A 16347-nucleotide genomic window follows, 5' to 3' on the forward strand; every position below is an offset into this window, starting at 1 on the left:
ACTCCCACTGTTATGGCGGTTATTTTTTGTTAATAAAAAAAACCAGCTACTGGGGATAGCTGGCGAATTCACACTTCAGGAAGTTATTTCAAAATATCAATAGGTCGATTAAATGTCATCCATACGAATTGTGCTATGAACAAGGCGTTTTTGCTGCGTTTGTGCGACGCGAACTAAATCCATTAATGCACTTTTAATTTCATCTGTTGGGCTACTAATGGCTGTTTTTTCGAGTAATGCGATCAAACGATTTTCTAAATCCAGGTGTAGTTCAAGCACTTGATCTTCATGCATATTGGCTGGTAGAGATGCTTCAGCACAACGTTTACTGAAGTCTTCAAAAGTAATGTCTTTGTACCAGGTATTTAAAATTCTTGATGGCGCATCTTCGATGTAACTTTCTAGTGTTTCGTAGATATGACGTTGATGTTGTTGAAAATAAGTCAACATCATCTTAACGCGAGATGAATCAGCATTACGATCTAAGCGCTTATACAATTTTTCCATGTCAAGATGACATTTAGCGACATAATCAAGTAGCTCACTCAGTTGTTGAATACGCATAGCACTTACCTCGTTTGAGCCCTAACAGCTTAAAAATTTATCTTGGATTGATTATCAAATATCTCGACAGTAAATTACTTGAGCAATGTCATGTTTTTCATTCTCCAAAGGCTTCTAATTTAGAGATTCATGAAGAAGTGAGCGATAGATCACGTGTTTTGTTGAATTCTTCTCAGATTTTTTAACATCCAAACCTGAAAATAACAGTGAAACTACACTCAATGCTTAAAAAAATACCGATATTATTCAAGTTTTAAACACTAAACAACCTCAGTATCTTCACAAAATATGTAACATTTAGGTTAATTGATGATAAGAATTTGGAGTTAATTTAAGCGACACGAAAAGATAACTAAACTGATAACATTTGGCACTGAGGAATTTGAAGGAATGAGTTTGAAACGAGAAGATTGATTTGGAGCGACCTTTCTTTTTAACAAAGAGCGGTTCGAACCGATGACGCTGTTATCACTTCTAGCTTGGCAAAAAAGATGGGGATCGACTCTTATAATTAACGCAGCTGAGCTAATGTCGCAAACCAAAAATCAATACAGATTTAGCGCGTGGAGTTTAGCTAGGAATTGTTAACAGGAAGGGGCTTGAAAAAAGAAGATTGATTTGGAGCGACCTTTCTTTTTAACAAAGAGCCGTTCGAACCAATGACGCTGTTATCACTTCTAGCTTGGCAAAAAAGATGGGGATCGACTCTTATAATTAGCGCAACTGAGCTAATGTCGCAAACCAAAAATCAATACAGATTTAGCGCGTAGAGTCTTGGCTAAGAATTGTTAACCGGGAGAGATTGAAAAAAAGAAGATTGATTTGGAGCGACCTTTCTTTTTAACAAAGAGCGGTTCGAACCGATGACGCTGTTATCACTTCTAGCTTGGCAAAAAAGATGGGTATCGACTCTTATAATTAACGCAGCTGAGCTAATGTCGCAAACCAAAAATCAATACAGATTTAGCGTGTGGAGTTTAGCTAGGAATTGTTAACAGGGAGGGCTTTAAAAAGAAGATTGATTTGGAGCGACATATCGGGTTCGAACCGATGACCTATACCTTGGCAAGGTATCGCTCTACCAACTGAGCTAATGTCGCAAATCAAAAAGCATTTGTAATTTGGAGCGAACAGTCTTTTAAATAAAGAGAGGTTCGAACCGATGACGCTATTATCTCTGTTAGCTTGGCAAAGTATAGCTCTACCAACTGAGTCAATCTAACGTCGTCTGTAATTTGGAGCGACATATCGGGTTCGAACCGATGACCTATACCTTGGCAAGGTATCGCTCTACCAACTGAGCTAATGTCGCGTACTATTTGCTTCATTTGTAACAATCAACAAGGTATCGTCTTTCAACCTATGCCAACTGAGCTAATGTCGCGTACTGTTTGCTTCATTTGAAACAATCAACAAGGTATCGTCTTTCAACCTGTGCCAACTGAGCTAATGTCGCGTACTATTTGCTTCACTTGTAACAATCAACAAGGTATCGTCTTTCAACCTGTGCCAACTGAGCTAATGTCGCGTACTATTTGCTTCACTTGTAACAATCAACAAGGTATCGTCTTTCAACCTATGCCAACAGAGCTAATGTCGCATTTCAAATTACTTGAAATTGGGAGCGAACTTTCTTTTTAATAAAGAGAGGTTCGAACCGATGACGCTGTTATCTCTGTTAGCTTGGCAAAGTATCGCTTTACCAACTGAGCCTAGCTCGCATCATCTGAAATTTGGAGCGACATATCGGGTTCGAACCGATGACCTATACCTTGGCAAGGTATCGCTCTACCAACTGAGCTAATGTCGCATTTCAAATTTTCAAATTTTCAAATTTTCAAATTTTCAAATTTCATTTCGACTTTCTATGATTCAGAGTTTGGTGCTCTGTAGAAAGTTGAGGCCGCATTATAGGTAAATTTTACTATGCTGCAACCCCCTTTTTTAAAATATTTGTTCGATTGGTTAAATTTTAAATACTTCTTTGCGATAAAACTGCAATTCTGCAATCGACTCTTTAATATCTTCGAGTGCTTGGTGAGTATTTTTCTTACTAAAGCCATTCATGGTTTCAGGCTTCCAGCGACGCACTAACTCTTTAATGGTGCTCACATCGATATTGCGATAATGAAAGTACTCTTCGAGCTCTAACATGTATTTATTTAAAAAGCGGCGATCTTGGCCAATGCTGTTACCGCACATCGGCGAAGCACCTTTGGGCACATATTGAGCTAAAAACTCAATTGTTTGATTGATAGCATCTTGTTCGGAACATTGACTGGCACGAACACGGTCGATTAAACCCGATTCGCCATGGTGCTTTTGATTCCAATCGTCCATACCTGCTAGCACTGCATCAGTTTGATAAATTGCCAATACAGGGCCTTGGGCAATGATATTGAGTTCTTGATCAGTCACTAGGGTAGCAATTTCAATGACTCTATCGACATCAGGTTCTAAACCCGTCATTTCTAAATCAACCCAAATCAGGTTATTCGCATCAGCAGCCATTTATGTCGCCTTATGTTATGTATTGCCTAAATTCAGGCTTTTTTATAAAAGAGTGTGTATCATACTGTTTTTTTGAGACACAAAAAAACACCTATTTAATGAAGATAAGCCTGTGAGTAAAAAGAAACCCCTAAGCCAAGGTCAATTACGCCGCATGCGTGCGAATCAGACTAAGCGATTAAAACGAAGCGATGATAACGATGCGTCTGAATTACAAGACAATTTATTAGGCCCTGAACAATCGGGCGTAGTGATTTCGCGTTTTGGCCAGCATGCCGACATTGAAACAAGTGACGGCAAAGTCTCTCGCTGTAACATTCGCCGGGCGGTAACAAGCTTAGTCACAGGTGATAATGTCATTGTACGACTCGCCACCGATGTACAAGCCAGTGCAAGTATCGGCGGTATTGTTGAAGCTGTCCACCCGCGTAAATCATCACTTACTCGACCAGACTTATATGACGGCGTTAAAATTATCGCTGCTAACATCGATCAAATCTTGATCGTGTCATCAGTGTTGCCAAGTTTTACTACACAGATTATCGATCGCTACCTTGTTGCCAGTGAAGACACTGATATTCCGCCGATCATTATTTTAAATAAAATCGATTTATTAAATGACGATAACCGTGATGAAATAGAGCAAGCACTGGCCCGTTATGAAGCCATTGGTTATCCGGTTTACAGAGTCAGTAGCCATACAGGTGAAGGCGTTGAAGACATAAAAGCGCTGCTTAATGAAAAAGTCAGTGTATTTGCGGGCCAGTCTGGGGTCGGTAAATCATCACTGATTAATGCGTTAATGCCTGAAGCAGAGTTATTAATTGGTGATGTGTCAGACAACTCAGGTTTAGGTCAACACACCACCACTACAGCCAAGCTACTGCACTTTAAAAGCGGTGGCGACTTAATTGACTCTCCCGGCGTGCGTGAATTTGCACTGTGGCATCTAGACGCCACTCGTGTTGGCTGGTGTTTCGTTGAATTTAGAGACTTTTTGGGCACCTGTAAATTCCGTGACTGTAAACACGGAGACGATCCCGGTTGTGCACTGCGTGATGCAGTTGAGGCTGGCCACATTACCCAGGACAGATTTAACAATTATCACCGTATTATTGCCAGCTTAGATGAACAACGTCATGCGCGACATTTTCGTGCCATTGATGAATAAGATATAATCGAAGATGACGAATATGAATCAACAAGAAAATAAAAAGGGAAACACATTGGACTCATTAAAAATTGCTTTGCAATACATGCTGCCAAAACATTTTCTGTCTCGTTTAGTGGGCAAGTTTGCCGCAGCAGAAGCTGGGGCTATCACTACTGCGGCTATTAAATGGTTTATCAAACAGTATAAAATTGATATGTCAGAAGCCAAGCAACCCGAGCCAGAAGCCTATAAAACCTTTAATGACTTTTTTACTCGAGCTTTAAAGCCAGAGCTTCGCCCAATTAATCAAGATGCGCATATTATGGCTCATCCAGTTGATGGTGCAGTAAGCCAGTGCGGGCCAATTGAAGCTGGCAATATATTTCAAGCAAAAGGTCACAGTTATACCTCAGAAGCATTGCTTGGCGGCATTAAGGCAGATGCAGCACGTTTTGATGGCGGCGACTTTGCGACCATTTATTTAGCGCCAAAAGACTACCACCGTATTCATATGCCAATCACTGGCACCTTGTCAAAAATGACCTATGTGCCAGGCGATCTGTTTTCGGTTAATCCTTTAACCGCGCAGAATGTACCGGGATTATTTGCCCGTAACGAACGTGTAGTGGCTATCTTTGAAACCGCATCAGGTCCACTGGCTATGGTACTGGTTGGTGCAACTATTGTTGCTAGCATTGAAACCATATGGGCTGGCACGGTCACTCCACCAGGTGGCAAACAAGTCTTTAGTTGGGATTACCCAACTACCGGCCCTGAAGCGTTAACCCTAGAAAAAGGCGCTGAAATGGGCCGCTTTAAACTCGGCAGTACTGTGGTGATGTTGTTTGCACAAGATGCAATTGAAACCTTTGCCGACGGTGTCGAACCCGGTGAGACAACTCGCATGGGTCAACCATTTGCGAAATTGACTCAAGCATTAACAGATGCTGAATCTGATGAAGAACAAGTAGACGCTAAATAAGCCCTACCGAGCGACCGCCTCATAAAGCCGTATTTTGTTAAAATACGGCTTTCTTTTTTAGCAGCTTGTTAAACATGACTTTATTTCATATCAATTCAAACAAAAGCCACATTTTATCGGCTCCTGCCCCAGCAAAATAATAGAATATAATTGAGTAAATTTGTTACCATTGCCAGACTCCAATTTGAGCCTTGTATTATGTTACGTTTAGCGTCTTTTTTACTGTGTTTTATTATTATCAATATGTCGGTATCGGTGTATGCCAACACGCCTATCACTCTGGACAAACGTCTTGGTTTAAATTCTCAAGCCGATAATAAACCGCTTGATATTCAAACACAGATTGCTGAGCTCGAAAGCAGCATTAACGAGTTGCAAATTGAGCAACAAACTTACAATAACGTTGAGCGTTCAAACAACGAAACCAAACTATCACTCAATCAGCAATTACGTGATGCCCAAATCCCTCTTAAACTCGACGCAGATATCGACCTGAATCAACAGGCTTCGATGGCATACTTTCACCTGTCCGAATTAAAAGAAACCGAGTCATATTTAAACCAGCAGTTACGATTAATTACGCAGCGACAAATTCAGTTACCCGACTTAATTATTCAAGCCGAAAATGCGTTAACCCAACATAATAAAACCCAGCAAGCACCAGCGGACACGCCACTAGGCAAACGCAATAAGTTACAAGCAGAGTTACTGAGCCAACATATTGCCACATTGCAAGCCGAGCGTTTAGCCAACCCAAAACAACTGGAAATAACCCAACTTCAACAACAAGTTAATCGCTTGTCTTTAAGCCAACAAGAAAGCTTCATTGAATTAATTAATAAACACAATATTGAATATCGTCAGCAACAAACAGCCGATACCATTGCCAATAATTTAATTGATGAGCAAGAGTTAGCCGACCCATTATCGCAAGAGTTAAGCAAAACTAATCAGCAATATGCGCTGCAATTACAACGTTTAACCACTAGCCACAATTCGGTGGTTGAGCGTCAACAACGCATTGAAAAACGCTACCAATCCCAAAATGCACAATTATCGAATGTGCTTGAGCAAATCACATGGGTGAAAACCAACTCCGCTTTTGGTGATCGTTTTTTGCAAATGCTGCAATCGTTACCCAAACCACCAAGCCTTGATAAACTGCAAACAGAACTGGCCGATGCCCGTCTGAATCGTTATCAATTAGAGCAGCAACAAGCGTTAAATATCCAGCAACTCGATAACAGCGTTTTATTCAACGAGACCCAGATTAAACTGTTGCAATCGCAGCAAATATTAATCGAACAACTTCTTCAAGGTTACGACCAATACCTCGCTGAGTTTGCCAAATTACGGATTGGATATGAACAATTAAACCAGCTGCACAATACCCTAAAAAATACCCTTAACGAACATCTTTTTTGGGTACCCAATGCGCCAAGTATTGGTGGATTATGGTTAATTGACCTAAGCCAAAGCAGCGTATGGTTGGTGCAACCAAGTCAGATAGATGCCATTAAACAAGCTTGGGAAAATCAAAGCCAGTTTTGGGCTTGGTGGGGCATTTTATTGTTGTGCTGTTTAATGGCACAAGACATGCTAACGCCTAAGTTTAACCAGGCTATTGCTCGTTACTCGGTGTTTGTCGGTAACGTGACTCAAGATAAATTTAAATACACCATCAAAACCCTGATTATCAGCCTTGTTTATGCCTTAATTAAACCATTGCCAGTCATTATTGCTGGAGTCATATTTATGCGCTCTGAGCACAATGTGGCTTATGCCGTCGGTTCTGGTGTGACAGCAATAGGAATAAGCTACCTTATTTATCGTTTTTTCTACTTGCTGACTGTCGATAAAGGCATATTAATTAGCCATTTCAGACGACCGAAAAAAATTGTCCAACAAGCTCAAAAAACGATGGCATCGTTTGTGATGATATCAGCGCCGTTAATTGGCTTAATGGGGTTTACAGAAGCACTCGACACTTCACTTGTGCGTAACAGTCTGGGCCGTGGCGCATTTATTGTATTTTGTATTGTATTGTTTATGCTCTACAAAGATGTGATGTTATTAATTGGCCAATATCGCAAAAATAAACCCAATGCAAATAACCTTGAAGTTGTACAAAAAGCGTTATGGGCAATACTCATTGTGACCCCCGTGTTTAGTGCAATCTTGGCGTGTATTGGTTATTACTTTACCGCGTTCCAACTGTTGCTACAGTTGCAAATATCAGTACTTTTAGGTCTCGGATTTTTACTCACTTATCAGCTTATAAAACGTTGGATGCTCATCGAACGTAGGTTAATCGCTTTTGACCGCGCTAAAGCCAAACGTGCGGAGCGACTCGCACAACGTGAACGCGGCGAACTAAACAACGAACCGATTGAAACTTACGAAGAGCCCATCGTCGATTTAGAAACGATCGCCAGCCAATCACTAGGACTCGTCAGATCCATTCTAATTTTGGCCTTTTTTGCCAGTTTATTAGGTATTTTAGCGCAAACTCACACCGCGGTATTTTCATTTTTAGACGGCATCACCTTGTGGACCACCAGCAGCACGGTTAATGGCATTGAACAACAAGTTCCCATTACCTTAAAATCAATTTTATTTGGCATTATTTTAGTGGGTTTTTCTGCGGTGATAGCAAGAAATCTTCCAGGCTTACTTGAGCTAACGCTATTACAACGACTCGATTTATCACCCGGTACTGGCTTTGCTATTACCACCGTCAGCAGCTACTTAGTGGTGTTTTTCGGCATGTTGTTTGGCTTTTCTACCCTCGGGATGGAATGGTCAAAATTACAATGGTTAGTGGCGGCGTTGTCGGTAGGTTTGGGTTTTGGTTTACAAGAGATTTTTGCTAACTTTATCTCTGGTTTGATCATTTTATTTGAAAAACCGATCCGCATTGGCGACACAGTGACCATTCGCGATCTCACCGGCACAGTGAGTAAAATTCAAATTCGTGCCACCACGATTGTCGACTGGGATCGCAAAGAAATTATTGTGCCCAACAAAGCATTCATTACAGAGCAATTAGTTAACTGGTCTTTATCTGATCCTATTACTCGAGTCATTGTGACGGTATCGGTATCGCGTGATGCTGATCCCGCAAAAGTTGAAACATTACTGCATCAAGCAGTACGCGAATGTGAATTATCGCTTTCGACCCCAGAACCTGAGGTGTGGTTTGCAGGTTTTGGTCAGCACACCCAGGATTATGAAGTGCGCTCATACGCAAAAGACATGTCTGTACGTTGGCCTCTTCGTCATAGTTTGCATAAACAAATTAGCCAAAAGTTAAAAGAGAATAATATTGAACTTGCCTACCCACAAATGGAAGTTCACATAAAACACGACAATAAAGAATTATCATCAGGGCTCGTTAAAGGCTAAATAAGGATTGGTTATGCTCGTTTTTGCTCATCGCGGCGCCAGTGGCTACGCACCAGAAAATACGTTAGCCGCTATGGATAAAGCGATTGAATTAGGCGCTAAGGCTATTGAGTTAGACGTACATTGTGTTGAAGGTGAGTTAGTGGTTTTTCATGATCGTCGCTTAGAAGGTAAATCGACAGGACATGGCCTCATCCACCTCAGTACTCAAGCCGATTTAACTCAAATGACAGTCGGCGGACAACCTATTCCAAGCTTGTGGGATGTGCTAGCACGTATCAATACCATTGCGCAGGGGCATTGCACGGTAAACATCGAACTCAAAGGTGTAGGCTGTGTTGCGCCTTTTGTGGCTATGTACCCAAAAGTACGTGACGAGCTAGGTTTTAGCACGCAACAGTTACTGATATCGTCGTTTAATCATTTATATTTAGCCCAAATAAAACAACAACTACCTCAAGCGGTTATCGCACCATTATTAGGCGGTATCCCCACTGACTTAGCTAAAGTCGTGAGCGATTTACACGCTTATTCTCTTCACCTTGATGTGGCGTTTATTAACCAAGCAATCGTTGATGATGCCCATCAACGCGGCGCAAAAGTGTATGTATATACCGTCGATAATGCAGAAGATATTAATACGCTCAAAGCGATAGGCGTGGACGGAATTTTCAGTAATTATCCAGATAAAGCCATGGCTGCTGCCGCTTTACCTGTGTCAGCGCCCCTGCTAACGTGGTTTGATTAACCTCCATAAGATACCTATAACGTTATGAGCCATAAACTGCTGTTATTGACAAATAATAATCAACATTACCGTCAATTATTGGCCAGTAAACAGCTGCCAGATTTGACGATTTTGGATGATAATGACGACCCGCAACAAAGTATTCAACACGCTGACATTTGGCTAGCCGATCCCCATTTAGCCGTACCTTATTTAACCCCACCAACCCAGGCGATGACAAACCGTACACAACTGAAATGGTTACAGTCAACATACTCTGGTGTTGATGCATTAATGCCACCACAGCTAAACCATGACTATACATTAACCAATATTCGCGGTGTATTTGGGCCGTTAATGAGTGAGTATGTCTTTGGTTATTTACTCAGTCATTACCGCCACCATGCACTGTATCAACAGCAACAAGCGCGGCAACAGTGGCAGGCCAAATCATTTAGCAGCCTACAAGGGCTAAATATGTTGATTTTGGGGACGGGTTCGATTGCCCAGCATATTGCCAGTACAGCGCGCCATTTTGGAATGAAGGTAACCGGCTTAAATAGGCGTGGCAGCGTTGTTGAGTCATTTAATCAACTTGATAGCATCGACAATATATCAACGCATTTGCCTGCTGCAGATGTGGTTGTCAGTGTATTGCCCAATACTGTACAAACAACACATTTACTGAATAGCACAACCCTTGCACTGCTTAAGCCAACAGCAATGTTATTTAATATTGGTCGAGGTAATGCGATTGAGCTTGGCGCTTTACAGTACGAATTAACCCAATGCCCTCAACGCCAGGCGATTTTAGATGTGTTTGATCAAGAGCCTCTTGCAGTAGATCATCCGTTGTGGCATTTGCCTAATGCCACTATCACGCCTCATATTTCTGCTCCAAGTTTTCCAAATCAAGTCGTCGATATTTTTTGTCAAAACTATACGTTATGGCATCAGTCTGAGCCATTACAGTATGTGGTCGATCCGGTTCAAGGTTATTGATCTCGGGGTATGATCTAGGAGCCTTAGCCAGTAGCTAAACGCGGGATTTTGTCGCTAAAAATGAGAGTATGATCAAATCGTCGTAAAAATGATCAATATAAAGATTAAAAAGTAATTGCCAATGATAACTGTTTTCATTTAGAATTAGATTACTTTCTTTAGCATTGAAACTTTTGAGCGAAGAGGCTTTCTTTATGTACGTTTGTCTTTGTCATGCCATTACTGATTCTCAAATCAAAGCCGCTGTTAGCTTAGGTGACAGTTCATTGGCTGATGTAAAAAAACGTCTTGGCGTTGCCGATCAATGTGGCAAATGCGCGCGTATGGCCAATCAAATTATTCAAACACAGCTTGAATACGAACCTAATTTTTATGAAGTCGCATAAGCATTGCTTAACTGTCATTAAGTGTTAAATCGCTTTACGTTTCATAAAAAAATGCTGCTCATTGAGCAGCATTTTTTTATGTCAAAACTAAGGGCTAAGCTCAGGTCAAATTAAAGTCCAAACTTAGAACTAAACTAAGGGCGAAACTAAGGGCGAAACTAAAAGCTTAACTCTTAGTGTCGTGATTTAATCTTGAATCTCAATATTATCGTCTTGGATGCCATCATCAGCTAACGCACCAATTTCCACGTCAACGCTGTCAACACGCTGTAAACCTCTTGGGAGTTTAGCCCCACGACGGCCACGTTCACCGCGATAATGCTCTAAATCACTTGGTTTCAAGGTTAGCTTGCGCTTACCCGCCCATAAAGTGACAGCGGTATTGTGCGGCACAACATTAAGGTGCAATAGCAGTTCTTCACGATTTTTGGCACGCTCTGTTGGGATACCAATAATCTTGTTGCCCTTACCTTTTGATAACTGCGGTAATGCATCAACACTAAACATCAGCATGCGCCCTTCCGAGGTAATCGCTAATAACGACTGTTCACTGCCTTTATTAATTAACTTAGGCGTTAATGCCAGTGCGTTAGTGGGCAAGCTTAATAAAGCTTTACCTGCTTTATTACGGCTAACCATGTCTGGATAAGTACAAATAAAGCCATAACCTGCATCTGTAGCTAATAAGAAGAACTGATCGTCGCTGCCCATCAACACATGTTGCATAGTTGCACCAGGCGCCATATTAAAGCGCGTGGTGATAGGTTCACCTTGGCTACGTGCAGACGGCAGCGTATGGCTGTCGGTGGCAAACGCACGCCCAGTAGAGTCTATAAATACCGCCGCTTGATTGCTCTTACCCATCGCGCTACATAAGTAACTGTCGCCCGACTTATAAGACAAGCCCTCGACATCGATATCGTGACCTTTGGCACAGCGAACCCAGCCTTTATCAGATAACACCACGGTGACCGATTCTGTCGGGGTTAGTTCTTGCTCTGTTAGTGCTTTTGCATCAAAACGCTCAATGATAGGTGAACGACGATTATCGCCATAGGTTTCACCATCTTGAAGTAGCTCTTTTTTCACTAACGTCTTTAAACGACGATCAGAGCTTAATAACAACTCGAGTTTGTCACGTTCTGCAGCCAACTCGTCTTGTTCAGTCTTAATCTTAAATTCTTCAAGCTTGGCTAAATGACGTAACTTTAACTCTAATATCGATTCAGCTTGCTTGTCTGACAAATTAAAGCGCGCCATTAGCTCCGCTTTAGGTTCGTCATGAAAACGAATAATCTCAATCACTTCATCAATATTTAAAAACGCAATCATTAACGCTTCTAAAATATGTAACCGTGCTAATACCTTGTCTAAACGATACTGCAAACGACGAGTCACTGTACTGACGCGGTACTCTAACCATTCTGTTAATAAGGTTTTTAATCCTTTAACTTGTGGACGACCGTCTAAACCCAGTACGTTTAAATTAACTCTAAAGCTTTTTTCTAAGTCAGTTGTCGCAAATAAATGGGTCATTAACTGTTCACAGTCAATGCGGTTTGAACGTGGCACAATCACTAGGCGAACAGGATTTTCATGATCGGACTCGTCACGTAAATCAGACACCATTGGCAGCTTTTTAGCCTGCATTTGGTTAGCAATTTGCTCTAAAATTTTACCGCTACTGGCCTGATGCGGCAAAGAGGTAATTACGATTTCACCCTGCTCTTCGCTAAATACCGCGCGCATTTTAATTGAGCCTTTACCGCTTTCATAAATCTTTTCGATGTCAGCCTTTGGGGTAATAATTTCAGCTTCTGTTGGGTAATCGGGGCCTGGCACCAACTCCATTAAGCGGCCTAAATCGGTTTTTGGATTATCAAGCAACTCAATACACGCTGCCACTAATTCGCGCACGTTGTGTGGCGGAATGTCGGTAGCCATGCCAACCGCAATACCGGTAATACCGTTAAGCAAAATGTGAGGTAATCTTGCAGGTAGGGTTTTAGGCTCTTTCATGGTGCCGTCAAAGTTAGCGCCCCACTCAACGGTGCCTTGACCTAATTCAGACAGTAATACTTCAGAAAATTTAGACAATCGTGCTTCGGTATAACGCATCGCCGCAAACGATTTAGGGTCATCGGGAGCCCCCCAGTTACCTTGACCATCAACCAGCGGATAACGATAAGAGAATGGCTGCGCCATCAGCACCATGGCTTCATAACAGGCACTGTCACCGTGTGGATGATATTTACCTAATACATCACCGACGGTACGAGCCGATTTTTTATGCTTAGATTGTGCCGACAAACCCAGCTCGCTCATGGCATAAATAATACGACGTTGAACCGGTTTTAATCCATCACCTATATGCGGTAAAGCACGGTCCATTATGACGTACATTGAATAATTTAAATAAGCCTCTTCGGTAAAGCGCCTCAGTGGCATTTGCTCTACGCCATCAAGGCTTAATTCAATCGAATCACTCATTTAGTTAGATTCCTGTGATTGTTCGGGTGCGTTATAAAACAAGCGGTAAACATTACCTTTTAAGTCATCTGATATGTACATTGCGCCATCTGGGGCATTGATCACATCAAACGGACGAGCGACGGGAAATTCTCCGTCCAAAAAACTCACCACAGTTTCACGTTGATTAATATTGTTGTTTTTAATGTCTAGCATCACGATTTGGTAGCCCACTTTACTCGAGCGATTCCATGAGCCATTTTCAGCAACAAAAATTTTATGTTGGTAACGTTCTGGGAATTGCTGCCCACGATAAAAACTGAGACCAGTTGGAGCAACATGAGCTGGCAGTTCAAACTCAGGCACAATAACATTCAGATTTTTAGGTTTGTCATATGCAGGCTCTACCACGTCGGTGCCATGTAAATAAGGAAAACCAAAGTGGCTGCCTTTAATATCGACACGATTGATTTCATCTGCGGGAATATTATCACCCATCCAGTTCCGACCTAAATCGGCAAACCATAATTTTTTGTCATCTGGTGCCCAGTCAAAGCCAGTAACACTGCGCAAACCTAACGCAACCTGTTCACTAGCGCCGGTATCAACATTAATGGCGACAATGCTGCCAAAAGGTGATGAGGCTTCGCACACGTTACACGGAGATCCAATGGACACGTATAAGCGTCCATCCGGGCCAAAACGCATAGAGCGAGTATACTTTTTATCTAGATTAGGTAAATTGGAATACACTTCGCGAGCCCGACTTGGGCGGCGTAAGCGAGACTCAATTTCTTCAAAGCGAATAATGCGATCTTCTTCGGTGACATACAGTGCACCGTCATGAAATGCTAACGCTTCAGGATATTCGAGACCACGGGCAATTAAATAGCGTTTGTCCACTTGACCATTTTGATCGCTATCAACCAGGGCGTAAACCGTGCCGCTTTTCTGCGAACCCACAAATAACGTGCCGTTGTCGCCGACGGTCATTTGTTTAACATCACCTAAATCAGAGGCATATAAACTGAGTCCAAAACCTTTAGTGACAGTAATCATCACCGACTGAGAGGCTAGCGCAATCGAAGCAGGAAAGAGTCCTAAAAGAAACATCCCTGCCAATGTGAATCGATTGCCTATATGCAAATAAGATCGAAGGTTGAAATACTGCATGTTAATTCTCTTTTGCCTTATCTTTATATTGTTATTGGCACTCAAGCGAGAGTCTTATTGAAAAAATGGCTAAAGTAATGCTAAATCACCTTTGCTTTCTAACCAGGTTTTTCGATCTGACGCGCGTTTTTTTGCCAAAAGCATGTCCATCAGTGACCATGTCTCGTCGGCATCATCGATTGTCAATTGCACTAAGCGTCGCGTATTAGGATCCATTGTGGTTTCGCGTAATTGCAATGGATTCATTTCACCTAGACCTTTAAATCGGGTCACTTGTATTTTGCCTTTTTTATTTTCTGCGGCAATGCGATCTAAAATGCCGTTTTTCTCTGCTTCATCTAAGGCATAAAAAACGTCTTTACCAATGTCGATACGAAACAGTGGCGGCATGGCAATATACACATGACCTTTTTCAACTAACACGCGGTAATGCTTTAAAAATAAGGCACATAGAAGGGTCGCAATGTGTAATCCGTCTGAGTCAGCATCGGCTAAAATACATATTTTGCCATATCGCAGTTCTGAAATATCTTCACTGTCGGGATCGCAACCAATCGCAATTGAAATATTATGCACTTCTTGCGAGCCTAATACCTGTGAAGCATCGACCTCCCAGGTATTTAAAATTTTGCCACGTAGCGGCATAATCGCCTGAAACTCACGATCACGAGCTTGTTTCGCACTGCCACCAGCTGAGTCTCCTTCTACGAGAAATAACTCACCTCGCATAGGATCTTGACCGCTACAATCGGTTAATTTACCCGGTAAAGCAGGGCCTGACACCACTTTTTTACGGGCTATTTTCTTCGCGGCTTTTAAGCGCTTTTGTGCATTACTAATGCACAGTTCAGCTAATTGTTCAGCCAGTTCAGTATTTGAGTTTAACCACAACGAAAACGCATCACGAACAATACCAGACACAAAGGCAGAGCTTTGACGACTTGAGAGTTTTTCTTTGGTTTGTCCGGCAAATTGTGGGTCTTGCATTTTGATAGACAATATAAACGCAGCGCGATCCCAAATGTCATCTGGCGATAATTTGATCCCGCGGGGTATCAAATTACGAAACTCACAAAACTCACGCATAGACTCAAGCAAACCTTGCCTAAAGCCATTAACATGGGTTCCACCAAGCGGTGTAGGAATAAGGTTTACGTAGCTTTCATTGAGACTTTCACCGCCTTCAGGCAACCAGGTAATCGCCCAGTCTGCCGCTTCTAGATCGCTTTTGAATGTGCCGACAAAAGGCTCCTCAGGAAGCATCAATGAGCCCTTAACGGCTTCTTGCAGATAATCAGTTAAACCACTTTCATAAAACCATTCGTGCACTTCATTGGTGTGTTTATTGGTAAATTTAATCCGTAAACCTGGGCACAAAACAGCTTTGGCGCGCAGTAGATAAATCAGCTTACTGACTGAAAAGTTAGGCGAGTCAAAATAGCTCACATCAGGCCAAAAATGTACTCGTGTGCCGGTATTTCGACGCCCGCATGTTCCGGTTACCGCTAACTCTTCTACTTTAAAGCCGTTTTCAAAGGCCATATCGTATACTTGTGCGTCTCGGCGTACGGTAATTTCCACACGCGTTGACAAGGCATTCACAACTGAAATACCCACGCCGTGCAAACCACCAGAGAACTGATAATTTTTGTTTGAAAACTTACCACCGGCATGCAGCTTCGTTAAGATAAGCTCTACCCCAGGAATACCCTCTTCAGGGTGAATATCCACCGGCATACCACGGCCGTCGTCGGTCACTTCCAGTGAGTTATCAGTATGCAGAATAACTTCGATTTTAGTTGCATGGCCAGCCAACGCTTCATCAACGCTGTTATCAATGACTTCTTGCCCAAGGTGATTTGGTCTGGTGGTGTCGGTATACATACCAGGACGGCGCTTTACCGGGTCAAGTCCGTTAAGGACCTCAATCGCATCTGAAGTATATTGGTTGGTCATAGTCCACACATTTGGAGTT

The 16347-nt window shown here is 42.1% G+C and carries 11 protein-coding genes and 3 tRNA genes; 6 read left to right on the forward strand and 8 right to left on the reverse strand.

Going from position 1 to position 16347, the window contains the following annotated elements; all coding sequences use genetic code 11:
* Positions 1–108: 108 nt before the first annotated feature.
* The 5 genes from GQA99_RS04370 to orn all read right to left on the reverse strand — a co-directional run bounded on the left by GQA99_RS04370 (position 109) and on the right by orn (position 3075).
* Positions 109–564: a hypothetical protein gene (locus tag GQA99_RS04370; RefSeq protein WP_160052637.1), complete on the reverse strand. Its 456-nt coding sequence runs from the start codon at positions 562–564 to the stop codon at positions 109–111.
* Positions 565–1588: 1024 nt separating this feature from the next.
* Positions 1589–1664, reverse strand: a tRNA-Gly gene (locus tag GQA99_RS04375).
* 136 nt (positions 1665–1800) lie between these two features.
* Positions 1801–1876, reverse strand: a tRNA-Gly gene (locus tag GQA99_RS04380).
* Positions 1877–2298: 422 nt separating this feature from the next.
* Positions 2299–2374: transfer RNA gene (locus tag GQA99_RS04385), tRNA-Gly, on the reverse strand.
* 155 nt (positions 2375–2529) lie between these two features.
* A complete protein-coding gene (gene orn, locus GQA99_RS04390; RefSeq protein WP_160052638.1) occupies positions 2530–3075 on the reverse strand; it encodes an oligoribonuclease in 546 nt (181 codons plus the stop codon).
* 112 nt (positions 3076–3187) lie between these two features.
* On the opposite strand from orn, the gene rsgA reads away from it, so the two are divergent.
* From rsgA to GQA99_RS04420, 6 genes are all read left to right on the forward strand, one after another.
* Positions 3188–4246, forward strand: a complete 1059-nt coding sequence (gene rsgA / locus GQA99_RS04395) for a small ribosomal subunit biogenesis GTPase RsgA (RefSeq protein ID WP_160052639.1) — start codon at positions 3188–3190, stop codon at positions 4244–4246.
* Positions 4247–4301: 55 nt separating this feature from the next.
* Complete coding sequence (gene asd / locus GQA99_RS04400; protein ID WP_160052640.1) at positions 4302–5210, forward strand: archaetidylserine decarboxylase; 909 nt, start codon at positions 4302–4304, stop codon at positions 5208–5210.
* A gap of 198 nt (positions 5211–5408) precedes the next feature.
* On the forward strand, positions 5409–8615 hold the full coding sequence (locus GQA99_RS04405) for a mechanosensitive ion channel domain-containing protein (RefSeq protein WP_160052805.1): 3207 nt from the start codon (positions 5409–5411) through the stop codon (positions 8613–8615).
* A gap of 13 nt (positions 8616–8628) precedes the next feature.
* On the forward strand, positions 8629–9363 hold the full coding sequence (locus GQA99_RS04410; protein WP_160052641.1) for a glycerophosphodiester phosphodiesterase: 735 nt from the start codon (positions 8629–8631) through the stop codon (positions 9361–9363).
* 24 nt (positions 9364–9387) lie between these two features.
* On the forward strand, positions 9388–10344 hold the full coding sequence (locus tag GQA99_RS04415) for a D-2-hydroxyacid dehydrogenase (protein ID WP_160052642.1): 957 nt from the start codon (positions 9388–9390) through the stop codon (positions 10342–10344).
* A 194-nt stretch (positions 10345–10538) separates the two neighbouring features.
* Positions 10539–10730, forward strand: coding sequence for a bacterioferritin-associated ferredoxin (locus GQA99_RS04420; protein WP_160052643.1), 192 nt, complete (start codon positions 10539–10541; stop codon positions 10728–10730).
* Between the two features lie 186 nt (positions 10731–10916).
* Here GQA99_RS04420 and parC read toward each other — a convergent pair whose 3' ends face one another.
* The 3 genes from parC to parE all read right to left on the reverse strand — a co-directional run bounded on the left by parC (position 10917) and on the right by parE (position 16328).
* Positions 10917–13220 (reverse strand): DNA topoisomerase IV subunit A, encoded by a 2304-nt coding sequence (parC, locus tag GQA99_RS04425; RefSeq protein WP_160052644.1) that lies wholly within the window; start codon positions 13218–13220, stop codon positions 10917–10919.
* A complete protein-coding gene (locus GQA99_RS04430; protein ID WP_160052645.1) occupies positions 13221–14372 on the reverse strand; it encodes a PQQ-dependent sugar dehydrogenase in 1152 nt (383 codons plus the stop codon).
* 69 nt (positions 14373–14441) lie between these two features.
* On the reverse strand, positions 14442–16328 hold the full coding sequence (parE, locus tag GQA99_RS04435) for a DNA topoisomerase IV subunit B (protein ID WP_160052646.1): 1887 nt from the start codon (positions 16326–16328) through the stop codon (positions 14442–14444).
* Between the last annotated feature and the right edge of the window lie 19 nt (positions 16329–16347).

Source organism: Shewanella litoralis (assembly GCF_009828585.1).
GTDB lineage: Bacteria > Pseudomonadota > Gammaproteobacteria > Enterobacterales > Shewanellaceae > Shewanella > Shewanella litoralis.